14 protein-coding genes are annotated in these 19,076 nt (G+C 38.1%); 6 read left to right on the forward strand and 8 right to left on the reverse strand.

Going from position 1 to position 19,076, the window contains the following annotated elements; translation table 11 throughout:
- Positions 1–59 precede the first annotated feature (59 nt).
- The 6 genes from htpG to ASF92_RS14160 form a co-directional block, all read right to left on the reverse strand.
- The gene (htpG, locus tag ASF92_RS14135) at positions 60–1,946 is read right to left on the reverse strand and encodes a molecular chaperone HtpG (protein ID WP_197413300.1); all 1,887 of its coding nucleotides are present in this window, start codon (positions 1,944–1,946) and stop codon (positions 60–62) included.
- A gap of 283 nt (positions 1,947–2,229) precedes the next feature.
- Positions 2,230–2,622, reverse strand: a complete 393-nt coding sequence (locus ASF92_RS14140) for a PleD family two-component system response regulator (RefSeq protein ID WP_056094263.1) — start codon at positions 2,620–2,622, stop codon at positions 2,230–2,232.
- Positions 2,623–2,714: 92 nt separating this feature from the next.
- Positions 2,715–3,578: an N-acetylglucosamine kinase gene (locus tag ASF92_RS14145; RefSeq protein ID WP_231729821.1), complete on the reverse strand. Its 864-nt coding sequence runs from the start codon at positions 3,576–3,578 to the stop codon at positions 2,715–2,717.
- Positions 3,579–3,595: 17 nt separating this feature from the next.
- Entirely contained in the window at positions 3,596–4,897 is a 1,302-nt protein-coding gene (locus tag ASF92_RS14150) for a TolC family protein (protein ID WP_231729822.1), read from the reverse strand.
- A gap of 15 nt (positions 4,898–4,912) precedes the next feature.
- Positions 4,913–8,023, reverse strand: a complete 3,111-nt coding sequence (locus ASF92_RS14155; RefSeq protein ID WP_056094268.1) for an efflux RND transporter permease subunit — start codon at positions 8,021–8,023, stop codon at positions 4,913–4,915.
- Between the two features lie 2 nt (positions 8,024–8,025).
- Complete coding sequence (locus tag ASF92_RS14160) at positions 8,026–9,120, reverse strand: efflux RND transporter periplasmic adaptor subunit (protein WP_056094271.1); 1,095 nt, start codon at positions 9,118–9,120, stop codon at positions 8,026–8,028.
- Positions 9,121–9,596: 476 nt separating this feature from the next.
- Between ASF92_RS14160 and ASF92_RS14165 the strand changes: the two genes are divergently transcribed.
- Positions 9,597–11,465 (forward strand): M61 family metallopeptidase, encoded by a 1,869-nt coding sequence (locus ASF92_RS14165; protein WP_231729823.1) that lies wholly within the window; start codon positions 9,597–9,599, stop codon positions 11,463–11,465.
- Positions 11,466–11,537: 72 nt separating this feature from the next.
- Here ASF92_RS14165 and ASF92_RS14170 read toward each other — a convergent pair whose 3' ends face one another.
- Positions 11,538–12,005: a hypothetical protein gene (locus ASF92_RS14170; protein ID WP_056094273.1), complete on the reverse strand. Its 468-nt coding sequence runs from the start codon at positions 12,003–12,005 to the stop codon at positions 11,538–11,540.
- Positions 12,006–12,251: 246 nt separating this feature from the next.
- On the opposite strand from ASF92_RS14170, the gene ASF92_RS14175 reads away from it, so the two are divergent.
- From ASF92_RS14175 to ASF92_RS14190, 4 genes are all read left to right on the forward strand, one after another.
- On the forward strand, positions 12,252–14,027 hold the full coding sequence (locus ASF92_RS14175; protein ID WP_056094521.1) for a long-chain fatty acid--CoA ligase: 1,776 nt from the start codon (positions 12,252–12,254) through the stop codon (positions 14,025–14,027).
- Complete coding sequence (ggt, locus tag ASF92_RS14180) at positions 13,999–15,720, forward strand: gamma-glutamyltransferase (protein WP_082489566.1); 1,722 nt, start codon at positions 13,999–14,001, stop codon at positions 15,718–15,720. The genes ASF92_RS14175 and ggt overlap by 29 nt, the downstream gene beginning before the upstream one ends.
- Positions 15,721–15,815: 95 nt before the next feature.
- Positions 15,816–17,135 (forward strand): DUF6089 family protein, encoded by a 1,320-nt coding sequence (locus ASF92_RS14185; RefSeq protein WP_056094524.1) that lies wholly within the window; start codon positions 15,816–15,818, stop codon positions 17,133–17,135.
- Between the two features lie 284 nt (positions 17,136–17,419).
- Entirely contained in the window at positions 17,420–17,659 is a 240-nt protein-coding gene (locus ASF92_RS14190) for a hypothetical protein (protein ID WP_157263892.1), read from the forward strand.
- A 219-nt stretch (positions 17,660–17,878) separates the two neighbouring features.
- On the opposite strand, the gene ASF92_RS14200 is transcribed toward ASF92_RS14190, so the two are convergent.
- On the reverse strand, positions 17,879–18,127 hold the full coding sequence (locus tag ASF92_RS14200) for a hypothetical protein (protein ID WP_056094286.1): 249 nt from the start codon (positions 18,125–18,127) through the stop codon (positions 17,879–17,881).
- Positions 18,128–18,396: 269 nt separating this feature from the next.
- Here ASF92_RS14200 and ASF92_RS14205 point away from each other — a divergent pair, with 269 nt between their 5' ends.
- Positions 18,397–19,053 (forward strand): GDSL-type esterase/lipase family protein, encoded by a 657-nt coding sequence (locus ASF92_RS14205; RefSeq protein WP_056094526.1) that lies wholly within the window; start codon positions 18,397–18,399, stop codon positions 19,051–19,053.
- Positions 19,054–19,076: the final 23 nt, after the last annotated feature.

Here is a 19,076-nt window from a genome sequence, read left to right on the forward strand (position 1 = left end):
TACTGCTATAAAAAAGTCCCGATGTGCACTGCAAATCGGGACTTTTTATTTTTACCGCATTATATTAATTCAACACTTCTGCTAACAAAAGCAGTTAATTCTGCACCAGTTAGCATGCCTTGAGCAAGTAAGGCCAAATCGACAGCCTGCTTTGCCAAATTGCTTTGCTCTTCACCTTCTGCCTTTAAAATTTTACTAACCAGTTTATGGTTTCCATTTATGGCAACCTTATAACTATCAGGCATTTGGCCATAAAAACCCATTCCGCCGCCCATAGCAGCCATATCTTTCATACGACGCATAAATTCATCCATGGTGATGGTAACCGGTAATTCATCCGGATTTAGGGCAACAACTTCCACCTGCATTCCTGGCTTGGTAATGGCTTTCTCGAAAATTGTAGTTACTTCTTTTACCTGATCTTCACTTAAAACGTGCTCGTTAACTTCATCTTTTTCAATTAGTTTATCAGCAACACTCGAATCAACACGTTTGATAGAAGTTTTTTCTAGTTTTTGCTCTAGTTGTTGGATGAAGTGATTATCAATCGGAGAATCCAACACTAACACATCATAATCTTTCTTGTTGGCCGACTGGATAAAAGCGTCTTGTTTTGAAGCATCGTTTGAGTACAAATAGACTACCGTTCCGTTTTTATCTGTTTGTAAGTGGGCAACTTTATCTTTATACTCATTCAGCGTGAACAGTTCATTTTTGGTGTTCCCAACCAAAGCGAAATCCTTTGCTTTATCATAGAATTTCTCTTCGCTAATCATTCCGTATTTAACGAATAAACCAATGTCTTTCCATTTATCTTCGAAAGATTTACGGTCTTTGTTAAATAGTTCGGATAATTTATCTGCTACTTTTTTTGTAATGTAGTTGTTAATTTTTTTCACATTTCCATCAGCCTGTAAGAAACTGCGGGATACGTTCAATGGAATATCTGGTGAATCGATAACACCGTGTAATAACATCAAAAATTCCGGAACGATATCTTTAACTTCATCTGTAATGAATACCTGGCGGGAATACAATTTGATTTTATTGCGTTGCATTTCGAAGTCGTTTTTCAACTTAGGGAAATACAATACACCAGTTAAGTTAAATGGATAATCAACATTTAAGTGAATCCAGAACAATGGCTCTTCACTAAACGGATATAATTCGCGGTAGAAACTTAAGTAATCTTCGTCTGACAAATCTGCAGGTGCTTTTGTCCAGATCGGGCTTGTTGTATTGATAATGTTATCAACTACTACATCTTTATATTTTTTCTTTCCTTCTTCGTCTTCGCCGTCTTCTTCTGATTCTGTTTTAGTACCAAATTTAATCGGAACAGGCAAAAATTTAGCGTATTTATTAAGAATTTCCTGCAGTTTCGATTCTTCTAAAAACTCTTCAGAATCTTTATTTACATGAAGAATAATATCGGTACCACGAGTGGTTTTTGTGCCTTCAGTAATTTCAAATTCTGTACTACCATCGCAAACCCAGCGAGCTGGTTCTGCACCTTCCTGGTAAGATAAAGTTTGAATTTCGACTAAATCTGCAACCATAAAGGCTGAATAAAATCCTAAACCGAATTTACCGATGATTTCATTAGCATCTTTAGCATCCTTAAATTTCTCTACAAATTCACTTGCACCAGAAAATGCGACTTGATTGATGTATTTTTTAATCTCTTCAGCTGTCATACCTAAACCATTATCACTAATGGTTATGGTTTTTGCTGTTTTATCAACCGCAACCTGCACCAAAGGTTCGCCTACTTCGCCATTGAACTGACCTAATGAGCCTAATCTTTTAATTTTCTGAACAGCATCTACTGCATTAGAGACAAGCTCGCGAAGAAAAATCTCGTTGTCTGAGTATAAAAATTTCTTAATTATCGGGAAGATGTTCTCCGTATGAATGGAGATGCTTCCTTTTTCCTGTATGCTCATATGTAAATAAATTGTTTAATACATATGCTGCATAACAAGGCCTGTTCCAAAGCCTGATATTTGCCAAAATGACAGCTTGCTGAGCGAACTTCTGATCCGTAATGTTGAAGATTTTTGATATGATGATTTCTTTTTAGAGCAAAATCAAACATATTTTGAAATGGCACCGATAGGGTATTTGGTAATGCCGAAAATGTGAACTGTAATTTCCTGGAGGTACGATCTTGACTCCATTAGATAACTATAGCAAAAGCCGATGCATTGGCATCGGCTTTAATATTTATTAATTTAAATGAAAACTCGGTTCACTTTCTTCAAGGGTAAGAATCTTACTGATTTTTTTAAGCAATACATCCATTTGAAATGGTTTGGATAAAAAATCGTCCTGACCATAATTTAAAGTGGTGAAGTCTTTAGGATCGTAAAGGCCGGAAATTAAAAGAATCGGTATTTTTGATGTCGAATCCACCGATTTTAATTGTTCGCAAAGTACGCGGCCATCGATGTGTCCGAGTGAGATGTCAAGTAATATCAAGTCTGGTTTAAAGCTTTCTATTCTATCAAAAACCTCTTCGCCGTTGTTAAGTGCAGAAACTTTAAATCCGCCTATTTCCAATATCAATTGTATGGTTTCTAAAACCTCAATATCGTCATCAACTACCAGTATTCTCTTCATGTGCTTTAGCAATTATGCATTGTATTAATAACAATAGGATTGATGTTATGTTTACAATGTTTTAAGATTTTATTAATATTTCAAATAGGTTCTTATATGGCTTGTTTTGTTATATTTTCTTTTTGCAGGATAAACTCATACAAATCCTGAATGGGCTTTTGTAAAATTTTGCCTACTTTAATTCCGTTCTCTTTTAAAACGTCTTTTAATATATCCTGATAATAATAGGCTATTGAACCAACGAAGTGGCAAGGAACAGTTTTGTAATTGGGGTAATCTTTAATGTTGGTGTCAACAAATTCCTGGAAACCTTTCTTCAGCGTCTCTTTAACGAAAATATGCTCATAATGGTTGGCTAGAAACCGACTAAATCCCGCGAGGTAGATGTTAGGGAAAGGTTTCTGATATATGTTCGTTATGATTTGCTCTTTTTCAGCAGGAAATGCCTTTTTAAAGTCCGCTTCCAAATCTGCCGGCATTTTTTTATACAAATAGCTCAACAAAACTTTTTTTCCAAAAAAAGTTCCTGAACCCTCATCTCCAAGTACATACCCTAAGCCGTGATGGCCATCGTGAATTTTTTTTCCGTCAAAATAGCAAATGTTAGATCCGGTTCCCAAAATACAATTGAGCCCTTCTGAATTGCCACATGTTGCATAAACAGAACCTAAAAGGTCGTGTTCAACAGATATAAATGCACTGGTGAAAACGGCAGATAAACCATTGGAGACCACTTCCCTCTTATCGGGAGATGAACATCCGGAACCAAAGAAATAAATCTCCTTAACTTCACCTATAAGTGGTGAAATAACTTCATTTTTTAAAATAATACGGCTAATATCCTGCTCATTTAAAAAATAAGGGTTTATTCCTTGTGTGTTAAATTTAATGGTTTTTCCATTGAAATAGCCCATCCAATCTGTTTTGGATGAGCCACTATCTGCGACGAGTATCATGGCAATAAATATAAAAATTAATTGGTTAAACTAATGCTACCACTTATTTCTTTTAAAGTGATTTCCGCAAGCTTTGCTTGATACTGCATCTCTATAAACCGGTTTTGTGCATCAATTGAATTGCGTTGTGCTTCTCTTAACTCTAAAGGTGCAATGCTGCCTAACCGGTACTTCACAAGGGTAATGTCTAAGTTTTCTTTAGCGATATCTACATTTCTTTGTTCCAATTTAACCAAATCCAGGTAAGTGCTGTAGTTCTGATAGGCGGTAAGCAATTGCGTACTAACGTCTAGCTTTGTTTTCTCGAGATTTAGAGTTGAATTTTCGATGTCTATTTTGGCATTCCGTTCTTGCTGCCTTTGTAGAAATCCGTTAAAGATATTTAAACTTGCCCCTACACCGTAAGTAAATCCGTTGGCCGCAAATTTCTGATTAAAGCCGGTAGGAGAGGTACTGTTGGTTCTGCTGTAGCCTGAATTTAAGCTTATAACGGGATACCGGGCGCCTTTTATCGATTTTAAATTAAGTGCTGCGACTCGTTGGTTAATAAAAGCATTCTGGACATTGGGATTTTGTTTTTCTGCCAGTTCTGCCAATTGGCTATAAACGAGAACCTGATCTATATTGATATCATTATCCACGTAAAAAGTAAGGTTTACATTTCGTACCATTAACTGATTTAAACGAACTTTTGCCACTTGTAGTGCATTTTTTTGCTGCAGATAATTTGATGTATCCGTATTGTAATCTACCTGGGCAGTTAAAACATCAAGTTTTGCACCTCTGCCCAGCTGTAGCTTGGCTTTTGCTATCTTTTCTCTGAATACCGAAATGTCTATGGCGCTATCTGCTGCTATAACTAACTTTTGTTGCCTTACCACGTCGTAATACGCTGTAATTACATCAGCTATTGTAGTTAAAATCGCTAAGCGTGATGTGACTTCACCTTGTTTCTGAAGTTCTTTCAACCGCTCGTAATTTGCAAACATGCTAAAGCCATCAAATACGGTCCAGTTTAAATCAGCTCCGATATCAATATTTGTGCTTCTTGCACCCGTTATAACCCTGTCTGCACCGGTTGCCGGTGTTTGCCGGGTGTTTTGAATACTTCCTCCGTTGGAATAATTTCCTGTTAAATTTGGCAGCATTCCTGCGTTGCCGATGTTTGCATTGTTTTTAGCAATGGTAAGATTATTTTTACCTATCTTAATGTCGTAGTTGTTTTGCATTGCAATCGTAACGGCCTCTTGCAAGGTTAACCTTTCCTGTCCTCTGGCTACTAAAGACAGGATGGTCATCATTACTACGATAAAATTCATTCTGTTAATCATTTTTTATTTCGTTCCTTCCAAAGCTTCATGTTCAAAGCGTTCTGCTTCTTTTAAATCTTTATTTGGCTTATATGGTTTTGCCCAGTAAGAGTAAATTGCAGGTATAACAAACAATGTTAAAATCAAAGAAAACATAGTTCCCCCTACGATAACAGTACCCATACTCATCCTGCTTTTTGCTGCAGCACCAAGCGCCAAGGCTATTGGTAAAGCACCGATAGCGATCGCTAAACTAGTCATTAAAATTGGGCGTAGACGAGATACCGATGCCTCGCGAATGGCTTCAGGAATGGGTGTGCCCTTTTCTTTTAGCTGATTGGCGAATTCAACGATTAAAATCCCGTTTTTTGTTACCAGGCCAATTAACATAATTGTACCGATTTGACTGAAAATATTCCAGCTCTGACCACATAACCATAACGACAGAAATGCGCCTGCAACAGCCATGGGCACGGTTAAAATGATGATTACCGGATCCTTAAAACTTTCGAACTGCGCAGATAGAATCAAATAAACCAATAACAATGCTAAACCGAAGGCAAAAAAAGTATTCGATGAACTTTCTTTAAAATCGCGTGATTCACCGCTTAAATCGGTAGAAAAGGTTTCGTCCAAAACTTTAGCCGCAATCTGGTCCATTGCATCAATACCTTCGCCAATGCTTCTGCCCGGTGCCAGGCCTGCTGAAACCGTTGCAGAGATAAAGCGATTGTTCCTGTATAATTGCGGCGGACTGCTTTCTTCTTTAGCAGTAACTACATTATCCAGCTGAACCAAATTTCCGTTATCACTACGCACATAGACTGAACTTAAATCTAAAGGATCTTTTCGGTCACTTCTATCAAACTGGCCGATAACCTGGTATTGTTTTCCATTCATGAAGAAATACGAAAAACGTTGTCCGCTTAGGCCGAGGTTTAATGTTTGGGCGATTGCAGCAATTGAAACGCCCAAGTTTTTCGCTTTGTCTCTGTCAATAGTTAAATTAATTTCGGGTTTATTGAATTTCAGGTTAACATCAGAAACTGTAAATGTTGGATCCTTACTAACTGCATCCATAAATAAAGGCACCTTCTCGCGGAGTTTTTCAAAATTTTGTGCCTGAATAATGTAACTAATTGGCAATCCGCCCCGCCGACCAACCGAAATTGTAGGCTGCTGATTCACAATGGTTTTACCTTCGCTATACTTTTTGGTGATTTTAGTTAGCATATCGGCGATTTCCTTTTGTGAACGTTCCCTGTCTTCGGGGTTTACAAGGCCCATACGCACGAACCCGGAGTTGGTAGCACCTGCACCACCAAATCCCGGTGAGGTTATCGTAATGTTAACATTTTTTTCGGGCACGGAATCGATTATCATCTGATTAATTTCCATGATAAACTTATCCGTGTAAGCAAATGAAGCACCTTCCGGTGTACTCACGTTTATATTAATGGCGCTTCTATCATCGTAAGGTGCGGTTTCTTTAGGCAGAATCTTCCAGAACAGAAAAATCATTCCCATACAAACCAAAATAATTGGTGCAGAAAGCCACCTTTTATCAAGAAATTTATTCAGGTTTGATTCGTACGCATTGTTTAACTTAACGAAATAAGGCTCCGTCCAATTGTAAAACCGGGAAGGTTTATGTCCACCTTTTTTCATCAGGTAGGCATTCAGCATAGGCGTTAATGTAAGCGACACAAATGCCGAAACCAATACTGCTGCACCAATTACAACACCAAATTCCCTGAACAAACGGCCAACAAATCCTTGGAGAAAGATTACGGGAAGGAACACGGCTGCAAGCGTAATTGAAATTGAAATTACGGCAAAGAAAATCTCATTTGAACCCTTGATTGCCGCCTCAAATGGCGACATGCCTTCTTCTACCTTTTTGAAAATGTTTTCTGTTACCACGATGCCATCATCTACAACAAGTCCGGTTGCTAATACAATTGCCAGTAAACTCAGTACGTTTATGGAAAAACCAAAAGCATACATAATAAAGAATGTAAAAATCAGGGAAACCGGAATATCGATTAAAGGGCGGAATGCAATGCCCCAATCCCTAAAGAACAGGTAAATGATCAAAATTACCAATACAAGAGAGAGGCCGATTGTTTCTGCAACTTCAGTAACAGAACGTTTAATAAAAAGTGTGGTATCTAAAGCAACTTTTAATTTTATATCCTGGGGAATATCTGCCTTAAGTTTATCAAAACGTTTATAAAATTCTTTGCTGATGTCTAAATAGTTCGCGCCTGGCTGAGGAATAATAGCCACGGCAACCATTGGCCTTCCTGATTCCCTTAATACGGTTTCCTCATTTTCGGGTCCTAAAACGGCATAACCTACATCTCTCAGTTTAATTACCTGGTTGCTGTCTGCTTTTAGAATCAGGTTATTAAACTGGGTTTCATTAGTTAGTTTTCCTAAGGTCTTAACAGTTAATTCCGTTGTGGCACCTGTAATTTTTCCCGATGGCAGCTCTACGTTTTCATTATCCAAGGCCGTTACAATATCCTGGGCGGTTAAACCGTAAGCACTCAGTTTATTCGGGTCCATCCATATGCGCATGGCGTATTTTCGCTGCCCCTGGATTTGAACACTACTAACACCTGGAATGGTTTGAATTCTGTCTGCAATTACATTTTCTGCAAAATCACTCAATTCCAGCGTATTTCTTTTATCACTTTGAATGGTCATCGATAAAATTGCATCAGAGTTTGCATCTGCTTTACTCACGATTGGCAATCCATCAATATCTTTTGGTAAGGTTCTGGCCGCTTGGGAAACCTTATCACGAACATCATTCGTAGCTTCCTCAATATTTTTGTCCAGATTAAATTCTATAGTGATGTTACTTGTACCCTGGTTACTGGAAGAAGAAATGTTCCGTATACCATCAATTGAGTTAATGGATTTCTCTAATGGTTCTGTAATCTGGGACTCAATAATATCTGAATTAGCGCCGGGGTAGGATGTTCTAACCGAAACAACCGTTGGATCGATGGAGGGGTATTCCCTAACACCAAGGAAATTGTATCCGATTATGCCAAAAAGAACAATCAGCAGGTTCATAACTATAGCAAGAACCGGTCTTTTTATACTGGTGGTGGAGATACTCATAATTATTGTTTAACCAGATTAACTTTAACAGGGGCATCTTTCTTTAGGGCCATCGAACCTGTGGTTAAAACGGTATCTCCGGCTTTTAAGCCTGAAGTGATCACAATGTTTTCATCTGTCCGGGTCCCTGCTTCTACTTTTACTTCCTGTGCTTTGCCGTCTTTTTGTATGTAAACGATTTTTCCTTTTAGTACCGGAATTACCGCTTCATTCGGAATAAGAATCGCGTTTTGTAATGTATTGAGTGCCAGTTTAATTTTAGCAAATGAACCTGGCAGTAATGTGTTGTCAGCATTTGGCGCAAGGGCACGCAACTGCAAGGTACGTGTTGCTGTGTTAATACCTGGTTCTATTGCATAAACCTTTCCTGTATTTTTTTTATCTGAACCATCGGTAGTGAATGAGATTTCGGAGCCGATTTTAATCTGACCTGCATATTTCTCGGGTATTGAAAATGTAATTTTAACCGGGTTTGTATTTACCAGATTTGCAATGACGGTTGCCGGGGTTAAATAAGTTCCCGCTGAAATGCTGCGTAATCCAACCTTACCGCTAAATGGGGCACGTATTGTTGTTTTAGCAAGCTGAGCCCTTATCAAATTGGTTTGTGATTGAAATGACTTTAAATCTGCAAGTGCTGTATCGTATTCTTCCTGGCTTATTGCGCCTTTGGCCAGCAGTTGCTTTGCCCTGTTTTCATTTGTAGATGATAGCCTTTGTTTGGTAAGTGCATCCTGCAGCTGGGCCTGAATATCCCTGTCATTAACTTTAACTAAAACACTTCCTTTGCTAACATTTGAACCCTCTTTAAAATAGATACCGGTTACAAGGCCTGAAACTTCGCTTTTCAATATAACAGATTCATTCGCTTCGATTGCGCCGGTAATTTCCAAATCATTATCGAATTGGGATAATTTAACAATTACGCCATCAACTGTTACCGCTGGCGAAGGTTTTCCATCCTTGCCACCTTTACCCTGGCCGGATGGCGCTCCTCCTCCTTTGCCTTCAAGTTTCTTATTTGCATTAATTCGGTAATAAATCAGATAGGCAAGGCCCAAGGCCAGAACAGTGTAAATAATATATCTTTTTTTCATTTGTGCGTGGATCGTCTTTCTAGAAAATTAATATATGTAATAACCTTAAAAAGCTTGTAAAAATATTCAAATAGTTTAATCATAAATTTGTTGTATTAAGGATGTTACTAAATTACCTTGTGGTTATGTGACAACAGGCTATACGCGGTTTCAATTTTGAAGGTTAAATAATATTATTCTCCGGGTTTCTTCGGGACTTGTTCGGGAAACGTTGCTAAAAATGGGGTTTAAAGGCCGATTTCCCGAACAAGAGTCGAACGAGAGTCGAACAAAGCATTGTTAAACCTTAGTATATTTAGTCCTGATATAGCTTTGCATCTGTCCTGGAAATACCTGGCATCCTCCTAATGGAACTTGTCTAGTCCATATATAGCGCTTTACCCGGCGTCTGTTATTTTAACGGGGCTACGGATTCAAAATCATTTTAAATCTGATTGAGTAATATTATCGTTCGATTGGCATTTAAATTTTAAAGGATGGAGAGAAACTATAAATTTGTGGCAAAACACATTTATATGTTTACTAAAAAATCGATTTTAAGTTTAGTTGCATTACTAACATTTATTATGGCAGCGAAGGCGCAGGTAAAAATAGGTTTCGAGGTTTCCTTTAAAGAACCTCAGGCACATTACGCAGAAGTGCAGATGAACATTTCTGGTCTGGCTAAAGATTATGTGGATGTTAAAATGCCCGTATGGACACCAGGTTCTTATCTGATTCGCGAGTTCGAAAAAAGTGTTGAAGGCTTTACCGCATCAGCTTCCGGTAAAAAATTAAAAGTAGAAAAAGTAAGAAAGAACATCTGGAGGGTTTTCTCCGCCAAAGCAAATGATATTAAAATAAACTACCGTGTTTATGCTTTTGAGATCTCGGTTCGCACGGCCTTTATTGATGAATCACACGCTTTTTTATCGCCAACAGGTATTTTTATGCACCCGGCAGGGATGATTCAATCGCCGAGCACGGTAAAAATTATCCCGCACAAAACATGGAGTAAAGTTTCTACAGGTATGCCACTGGTTACAGGAGAAACATTTACCTACAGGGCAAGTGATTTTGATATTCTGTATGATAGTCCGATAGAAGTTGGAAACCAGGATACTTTTGAATTTCTGGCTTCGGGCGTTCGCCATGAAGTTGCGATGTATGGTGGGGGTAACTACGACAAAGAAAAACTAAAAGTAGATATGGCCAAGATTGTAGAACAGGAAACTGCAGTTTATGGCGAAAATCCAAATAAATACTACTTGTTTATCGTGCATAATTTCGCTCGTGGAGGTGGTGGTTTAGAACATTTAAATTCGACTACATTAGGCGCAAGCAGGAATGCTTATAGTACCGACGCTGGATATAAAGGTTTCTTAGGGTTAGTTGCCCATGAATACCATCACCTTTGGAATGTAAAACGCTTACGCCCGATTGCTTTGGGTCCATTTGATTACGATAACGAAAATTACACCACGAACCTTTGGGTTGCAGAAGGTTTTACCTCATATTACGAAAACAAATACATTTTAAGAGCTGGTTTCAGCGATCCGAATGGGTTTGTGAATGCACTTGCCGGCGGAATAGCAACTGTTTTAAATACACCAGGCGCAAAAGTGCAATCTGCTGCTGCATCCAGCTATGATGCATGGATTATTGGTTATCGCCCTAACGAAAATTCTAAAAACACATCCATATCCTATTATAACAAAGGTGAAGTTATCGGTATTTTAATGGACCTGGAAATTATCAATGCAACAAAAGGTGCTAAAAGCCTGGATGATGTGATGAAAGCCATGTATCTGCAATGCAAGTCCCTTAAACGTGGCTATACGGATGCGGAGTTTAAAGCGATGGTTGAGAAAATTTCAGGAATAAGTTTTACAAATTTCTGGGCTAAATATGTAAATGGCGTAGATGATGCCGAGTATGTTAAATATTTTGGGTTTGCAGGTGTAAAGGTTTCCACTGAAAATGCGACGCCGGATAAACCGGTAACAGGTGCTGCGGCTCAATTAGGAAATGATGGTTTAACCGTAACCTACACAGCACGTAGTTCTGCGGCATGGGATGCCGGCTTAAATGTTAATGACGTAATTATTTCTCTTGATGACACTTCAATAGGCGACGCTTTAAGTAATATTAAACTGCGCTCACCAATGGTTTCTTTGGAAGTGTTACCCTTAGTAGCTAAAAAGAACATTGGCGATTCGCTGAAATTGAAAGTGAAACGTGATGGAATTGAAAAGGAAATCATATTAACTTTAAAAGCAAATCCAAGTGTTCGCTTAAAAGCCACGATAGATGAAAATGCGACGACTGCACAGAAAACAGTGCTCAAGAAATGGATGGGTATTTAATCTAACCTGAAAGTATAACAAAAAACCCCGTCCGAAAAATTCCGGACGGGGTTTTCTTTTGAGTATTAAAGCTTAAAAAGTATATCTGAAACCTAGGCCAAATCTTCCGGCGTTAAAATCGCTATCGTTGTCGCCAATATATAGTCTTGGTCTCCAATCTAAAGCCAATGCTAAAGGAGCGCCATTAAATTTATAGTCTAAACCAGCCATTGGTACTAAATAAAAACTTGAACCTCCGTCATATAACTGAATAGAAGGTCCGCCACCAGCATAGAAATCCAAACCTGCTGCACCTTTAATTGGCGTATTGTATTGAAGGAATCCCTGAATAATGGTTGAATTACCACCAAATAAAACCTCACCTTGGACTGCACCTTTTCTACTGAAGTGGTGTCTTAACGAAGGACCAACTAAAGTTGCACCGTCGCCGAAATCAAGACCTAAGCCAACCCCTGTTTTGTAGTTTTGAGCTTTAACGTCTGTTATACTCATTGCAAATAGGGCTGCACATCCGAAAATAGTAAAAAGTAATTTTTTCATAATCTAAATATTTATATGTTTTTAAAGATATCAGCCTAACAACTTTAGTGCCGATTATGTTTTTCAGGTAAAAATTTAGTTGGATAAAAACAATGCTTGCATAGTAATTTTGTAATTGCTAAGTTTATTCAAAATATCGCATTCAGATCCGGTATTTCTAATCGGGTAAAATTTTTTCGATTAAAGATCATAGAGGTACTAATCTTTATGTTTGGATTTTTTAACTTAACCAAATATTATAATTTTATGGCTGCAGCAATTACACGGGTATTCGATCTTTTAAAATATAGCCTTGAGCAACCTCAGCAAGAATTCATCAATGGAAAAATAAGTGGCAAGTGGGTTAATTACAGTACTTCCCAATTTTGCGAATCCGTAAATGATTTAAGTCGCGGTTTGATAAAACTAGGAATTGGTAAAGCTGGCCGTGTTGCAGTAATGTCTCATAATCGCCCGGAATGGAATGTTGCAGATTTTGCAGCCAATCAAATTGGTGCCTATCAAATTCCACTTTACCCAACATTGGCCGATCAAGATATCCAGTTTATTTTAAAGGATGCTGAAATCACAGTCATTTTTGTAGCTGATGAAGAATTATACAAAAAGGTTAAACCAAATGTCGAAGCTGTAAATCCTGAAATAAAGATTTATTCGTTTAATGAAGTTGCAGGAGCAAAAAACTGGAGCACATTAATTGATGAAGGTAAATCAAGTACCGAAATTAACCTCGACGAGTACAGGAGCAAAGTGGCACCGCAAGATATTTTAACTATAATATATACTTCAGGGACAACAGGGACGCCGAAAGGGGTTATGCTTACCCATCATAATTTGGTCGCAAATTTCGAAAATTCGGCTGTTGTTATGCCTGAAGGCGTCAAGAAAGGATTAAGCTTTCTTCCCTTATCGCACATCTTCGAAAGGATGATAATCTACCTGTATTTGTTTAACCGTACTTCTGTTTATTATGCCGAAAGTATGGAAACTATTGTTGCAGATATACAACATGTAAAACCAAACGCTTTCTCAACAGTACCACGTTTGCTTGAAAAAGTATATGATAAAATTATGGAGAAGGGTAAAGCCCTGACGGGTGTTAAAAAAGCCATTTTCTTCTGGTCTGTTGCTTTGGCTGAGAAATACACAACCGATAGCGGAGCCTGGTACAATTTTAAGTTAAACATTGCTCGTAAACTGGTATTTAAAAAGTGGCAGGAGGCTTTAGGCGGGGAAATTGTCGTTATTGTATCTGGAGGCGCCGCTCTTAATCCAAGATTGGCCAGGATTTTCTGGGCTGCGGGTATGCCTGTTTTTGAAGGTTACGGCTTAACAGAAACTTCTCCGGTAATAACTGTAAATCACTTTGGTGGAACCATGTTTGGCTCTGTTGGTGAGGTTATAAAAGGTGTTGAAGTTAAAATTGCACAGGACGGTGAGGTTTTAACCCGAGGGCACCAGGTAATGAAAGGCTATTACAATCGCCCTGATTTAACAGATGAGGCTGTTGATAAAGATGGCTGGTTCCATACAGGTGACATAGGTGAGCTGGTCGACAATCGCTTTTTAAGAATTACGGATCGTAAAAAGGAGATGTTCAAAACTGCAGGAGGAAAATATATTGCACCTCAGATGCTTGAAAATAAATATAAAGAATCTATTTTTATAGAGCAAATAATGGTTTTAGGGGAAAACAGGAAATTTCCATCTGCTTTGATCGTGCCGAATTTTGAAACTTTAAAAACATGGGCAGGCAGAAAGGGAATCGCCTTCATTTCAAATGAAGAAATCATTAAAAACGAGCAGGTTCTGATAAAATATAAGGAAGTAATTGAAGCTGCGGGTACCGGTTTTGGTAAGTGGGAACAAGTTAAAAGATTTGCGCTTTTGCCTAAAGAATGGAGTATTGATGGTGGTGAACTTACTCCAAAATTAAGTCTGAAAAGAAAGATTATCACTGAAAAAAATGGCAGTGTGATTGAAAAAATTTATAAAGATGCTGAAGATTATAAAGCACCATACTAGTGTATTTTGTTTGGCTTATTTTTTAGTAGGCGCAACTTTTATTTCTGGCTGTGTTAGCGGTCAGCTTGGCAAAAATAACAGTGGTGAATATAGAAACGGGATGGTGGTATCTGCCCATCCGGAAGCTTCGGAAGTCGGTGTAGCTATCTTAAAAAAGGGTGGTAATGCAGTCGATGCAGCCGTAGCTGTTCAGTTTGCGCTGGCCGTAGTCTATCCTAATGCAGGGAATATTGGTGGCGGTGGTTTTATGGTTTTTCGCTCAGCTGAAGGAGAAATTAATGCTTTAGATTTCAGAGAAAAAGCAGCTTCATCTGCAGGAAGGGACATGTACCTGGATAGTGCGGGTAAACCCATAATCGCTAAAAGCTTGTTTGGCCATCTTGCGGCAGGGGTTCCGGGTTCAGTTGATGGTATGGTTGAAGCCCATAAGAAATATGGGAAATTAAGCTGGGCAGCCGTGGTTCAGCCAGCAGTGGATTTGGCTCAAAATGGATTTAAAATTACAAAAAGACAAGCTTCAGAATTAAATAGCCTGCACAGGGATTTTATGAAATTTAATCCTGATGGTACTGCCTTTATCAGCCTGGAAAGTACCTGGAAGGAAAATGATTTGTTGGTTCAGTCAGAGTTGGCCAATACCTTAAAGCTAGTTCAGGAAAAAGGGAGAGCTGGTTTTTACGAAGGAGTTGTTGCCGATGCTATTGTTGCTGAAATGCAAAAAGGAAAAGGAATAATTACAAAAGCAGACTTGCAAAATTATCATTCCGTATGGCGCAAGCCAATTACCGGAGATTATCGTGGTTATAAAATTATAACCATGCCACCCACGTCGAGTGGTGGCATTGCGCTGGTGCAGTTGTTGCAGAGCGTAGAGCCATATCCGCTTAAAAGATGGGGTCATAATTCTGATTCCACTGTTCAGGTAATTGTTGAAGCTGAGAGAAGAGTTTATGCAGATAGGGCAACTCATCTGGGCGATCCTGATTTTTATAACGTTCCGAAAAACGAACTGCTGGATAGAAACTATAACACACAACGTATGTCGACTTTCAGGTGGGATTCAGCTACGCCAAGTAGTACTGTTCTGGCCGGCAATGTTAAGGGCAAAGAACATGAAGAGACTACGCATTTTTCTATTGTTGATAGATATGGCAATGCCGTGTCTATAACAACGACTTTGAATGGTTCTTATGGTTCATTGGTAGTGGTTAAGGGTGCCGGATTTTTATTGAATAATGAGATGGATGATTTTTCTGTAAAGCCCGGAGCACCAAATATGTATGGTTTAGTTGGCGGAGAGGCAAATGCAATTGCTCCTAATAAAAGAATGCTTAGTTCCATGACTCCAAGTATTGTTGAAAAAGATGGAAAACTATTCATGGTTGTAGGTACACCCGGAGGCTCTACCATTATAACGTCTGTTTTTCAAACCATAATAAATGTAATCGATTTCGGCATGCCTATGCAAGCTGCAGTGTCTGCGAAAAAATTCCATCATCAATGGTTACCAGATGAAGTGTATACAGAAAAGGATGCATTGGATAGCATAACGACTGAAAAATTAAAGGCTAAAGGATACAGAATTCTACCCCGTGGCGCAATCGGAAGGGTTGATGCGATTCTAAAGACAAAGTGGGGTGCATATCAGGGAGGTGCGGATCCGCGTGGTGATGACAAGGCAATAGGGTATTAATACACATTAATTTCAAAATATTTTCTCTAAATGAGCTTTTTGGTATGACAGTTGTAATAAGACGGCAACGCTTATTAACGTTAAACTTAAAAGACATGAAATCAAATTTATTTAAATCCTTACCGGTCGTATTAGCCGGATTATTTGCAGGTACCGTAGCTGTGGCACAGGAACCGGCAACAACAGCTCAATTCAGAACCTGGTCAATTGGTGTTAACGCAGGGGCTTTAACGCCACTTTCTCCTCTAGGCGGAAAAAACGACTTCAGCAATAACAAAACGAGTTTTGGCTACGGTTTGTACGTTAAAAAACAATTAACTAATTATTTCTCACTTCGTTTAGATGGAGTTATGGGAAAATTAAAAGGCGATAATACAGAAGCTTTTGACAGTGGTTTTACGCCAACAAACACAGTTTCTGCTTTCGATACCAAACTTAATTATTCTGCAAGTTTAAATGCAGTTTTCAATCTTTTTAACATTGATATGTTCAGGAAAGAAAACGCTGTTCAGCTTTATGCTTCTGCTGGTGCCGGTTTAGCTGGTTACAAACCAACAATTACTACTGCTGCTGGTACCTCTTTATATGCAGGTGATAAAACCATCAGTGAGCTAATCATTCCTGTTGGTGTTGGTGCGAAATTTAAAGTTTCTGACGGTGTAAACATCGATTTAGGGTGGACTATAAATTATGTTGATGGAGATAACTTAGATGGTTTATATAAAGGCGCAAGTAACGATAAATATAACTATGCTTATGCAGGTTTGGAGTTTGCTTTAGGTAAAGGAAAACAACTGGCCTTCCATAACCCGGTTGCAGCAACTTATGATGAAGCTTTAGCCGCTAAGAATGCAGCAAATGCATTAAAAGGCGATCTGGATGCTCAAAAAGCTGAAAACGCCAAATTACGTTCAGAAATGGCAGACTTGTTAAAAGATACCGATGGTGATGGTGTTGCTGATAAATTGGATAAATGTCCTGGTACACCTTCAGGTACGGTAGTAGATGGCGCTGGTTGTCCTTTAAAAACTCCGGAAAAAGTGGTAGAAAAAGTGGTTGTTACCGAAGAAGACCGTAAAGTTGTAGCAGCAGCTATCAAAAACTTAGAGTTTGATTTAAATAAAGCAACTATCCGCTCTAAATCTTACGCTTCATTAAACAGAGTTGCCGCTTTATTAGTTCAAAAGAATTTTAGCTTGAAATTAGCTGGCCATACTGATAATACTGGTTCAGATGCATTAAACTTACGTTTATCTAAAGCAAGAGCAGAATCTGTGAAAGCTTATTTAGTTTCTCAAGGCGCTAACGCATCGAGAATAGAAGCAACTGGATACGGTGAATCTCAACCAATTGCAACCAATAAAACTGCAGCTGGTCGTCAACAAAACCGTCGTGTAGAGTTTACATTATACTAGTTAATTCTTAATATGAATTTAGGCCCCCGATTATTTATCGGGGGCTTTTTTTTTGGCAGGCTAAATTGATTTATATCTAGGCGCTGGCCGATAAGTAGATGATTAAGAAGGTTAATTGAGGCTATAGCTTATCAATTATGAGCTATAAAATGGGAGCAAAAGGCTTAATTCTGGAACTAATGAAATAAAGGAATTGATAAATGTCAAATATTTAGCAGACAGGGTATTTTTACGGTTAAACGATTAAATTTTGATCTGTATTTTTGTTAACAAACTTAACTGTTATGATGAACCAAATCCATTTACAAACATTACAAGAACTTGTAATGCGGATAGAAATGCTGAGAACTTATGAACCAAAAAACATTGAAAACATTTTAGATGTTTTGAGAAGTTCTCCGCAGCTACAGACGCCTAAAACCAAACTGATCCTAAGTCACTCATTAACAAAGAAAAATTGGATAAACTTAAAATACAACATTATCGACGATATGGTACTGAAAATGGGCGATTTCACCGATTAATTATCAATTGTAATTTCTTTTGTTAAGAATTGCATTTTGTGACCGGTTTCGATCCTGCCATTAACTTGCTTGATTGTGTTTATTCTGGCAAACGAAATTGTACATTTTAGATAGCAGAAAGGGTTTGTGTGAAGCCTATTTTGTGCTATAGTTAGGTGTAACGCAAGTTCTATTTTTAAATACATATAGCAATCCTATTGCATTCACTCACCATATCAATTAAGAGTTTAAGTGATTTAATTTCTTTGGAGATTTAAGCTGATAAATTTCACTAAATTTTGGGATAATAAGCGAAATATTAACTGCGATAAGACCTTTATCCCCAAGCGCGATTTCGTATATGACTAAGTCGCCTGTTGCTATGTCATAACCGAAGGATTCGGGATAGAATTTAATTTTCTCCCCGTTAATATCTTTTATACACCCTAATTTGGCGAGCTGATTAAATGATATCACAATTCCAGTCATTGTTAAAATAGGATTAGCTATGCGAATATAATGATTCCTGTAAGTGATACTTTTAAGTATAAATACGCAACTCATTTACGATAACTACCCGAATTTTAGTCACTATTAAGCATCAACGATTACTCAACCTAGCATCGGGGTTGGTTACTGTTACATTTATAGTCTTTCATCATGTTTACAAGCATGCATTACGGAAATTTTATTTATTTCCCGGTATTTTTGATAAACCTAATTCTAATGCCGAATTTGCAATCTTAAAGCTTATCGCAATGAGAAAAATCATATTTTTAGTTACAGCACTTTTTTTATTCGTACTTTCTACAGCAGCCCAGAACAAGCCGCCTTTTTGGGACGATGTCCAAACTATAAAAAAGTATGATCAGCTATTTAAACCGCCTGTTCGTCCAGTTCTTTTTGTGGGCAGTTCTTCGATTAGAAAATGGGACAATCTTACTCAGGTTTTCGCCAAATACAATGCCTTAAACCGGGGTATCGGCGGCGCGGTAATCAATGACATTACTTTTTATCTTAATGATGTTGTTTTCCCTTATCAACCACGTCAAATTGTACTGTATGTGGGAGAGAACGATATTGTAAATGATAAGGTAACTCCTGATAGCGTGCTCAACAGAACCATACTATTATTTAAAGCCATAAGAGCAAAACTTCCACTCACGCCTATCGCATACATCTCAATAAAGCCAAGTCCGAGCAGAGATAAATACAGGGAAAAGGCAGTTGCCTCAAACCAACTGATTAAAAAGTTTTTAGCTGGTGAGTCCAATACATCGTTTATAGATATTTTTCCTAAAATGCTTAATGGCGACAAATCAAGAAGGGAATTGTTTGTTAACGATATGCTTCATATGAACCCGGCTGGTTATGAAATTTGGGAACGTGCTGTTAAGCCTTATCTGATTAAATAAATCTAATATTTATTTTTCTTGTA

It is taken from the genome of Pedobacter sp. Leaf176 (assembly GCF_001424305.1).
Lineage (GTDB): Bacteria > Bacteroidota > Bacteroidia > Sphingobacteriales > Sphingobacteriaceae > Pedobacter.

Bases quoted from the DNA above. Each gene is read 5' to 3' on its own strand.
- ASF92_RS14185 (WP_056094524.1), top strand. From the start codon at position 15,816: ATGAAATCAAATTTATTTAAATCCTTACCGGTCGTATTAGCCGGATTA.
- ASF92_RS14160 (WP_056094271.1), bottom strand. From the start codon at position 9,120: ATGAAAAAAAGATATATTATTTACACTGTTCTGGCCTTGGGCCTTGCC.
- ASF92_RS14150 (WP_231729822.1), bottom strand. From the start codon at position 4,897: ATGAATTTTATCGTAGTAATGATGACCATCCTGTCTTTAGTAGCCAGA.
- htpG (WP_197413300.1), bottom strand. From the start codon at position 1,946: ATGAGCATACAGGAAAAAGGAAGCATCTCCATTCATACGGAGAACATC.
- ASF92_RS14155 (WP_056094268.1), bottom strand. From the start codon at position 8,023: ATGAGTATCTCCACCACCAGTATAAAAAGACCGGTTCTTGCTATAGTT.
- ASF92_RS14190 (WP_157263892.1), top strand. From the start codon at position 17,420: ATGATGAACCAAATCCATTTACAAACATTACAAGAACTTGTAATGCGG.
- ggt (WP_082489566.1), top strand. From the start codon at position 13,999: ATGCTGAAGATTATAAAGCACCATACTAGTGTATTTTGTTTGGCTTAT.
- ASF92_RS14140 (WP_056094263.1), bottom strand. From the start codon at position 2,622: ATGAAGAGAATACTGGTAGTTGATGACGATATTGAGGTTTTAGAAACC.
- ASF92_RS14145 (WP_231729821.1), bottom strand. From the start codon at position 3,578: ATGATACTCGTCGCAGATAGTGGCTCATCCAAAACAGATTGGATGGGC.
- ASF92_RS14165 (WP_231729823.1), top strand. From the start codon at position 9,597: ATGGAGAGAAACTATAAATTTGTGGCAAAACACATTTATATGTTTACT.
- ASF92_RS14170 (WP_056094273.1), bottom strand. From the start codon at position 12,005: ATGAAAAAATTACTTTTTACTATTTTCGGATGTGCAGCCCTATTTGCA.
- ASF92_RS14175 (WP_056094521.1), top strand. From the start codon at position 12,252: ATGGCTGCAGCAATTACACGGGTATTCGATCTTTTAAAATATAGCCTT.
- ASF92_RS14200 (WP_056094286.1), bottom strand. From the start codon at position 18,127: ATGACTGGAATTGTGATATCATTTAATCAGCTCGCCAAATTAGGGTGT.
- ASF92_RS14205 (WP_056094526.1), top strand. From the start codon at position 18,397: ATGAGAAAAATCATATTTTTAGTTACAGCACTTTTTTTATTCGTACTT.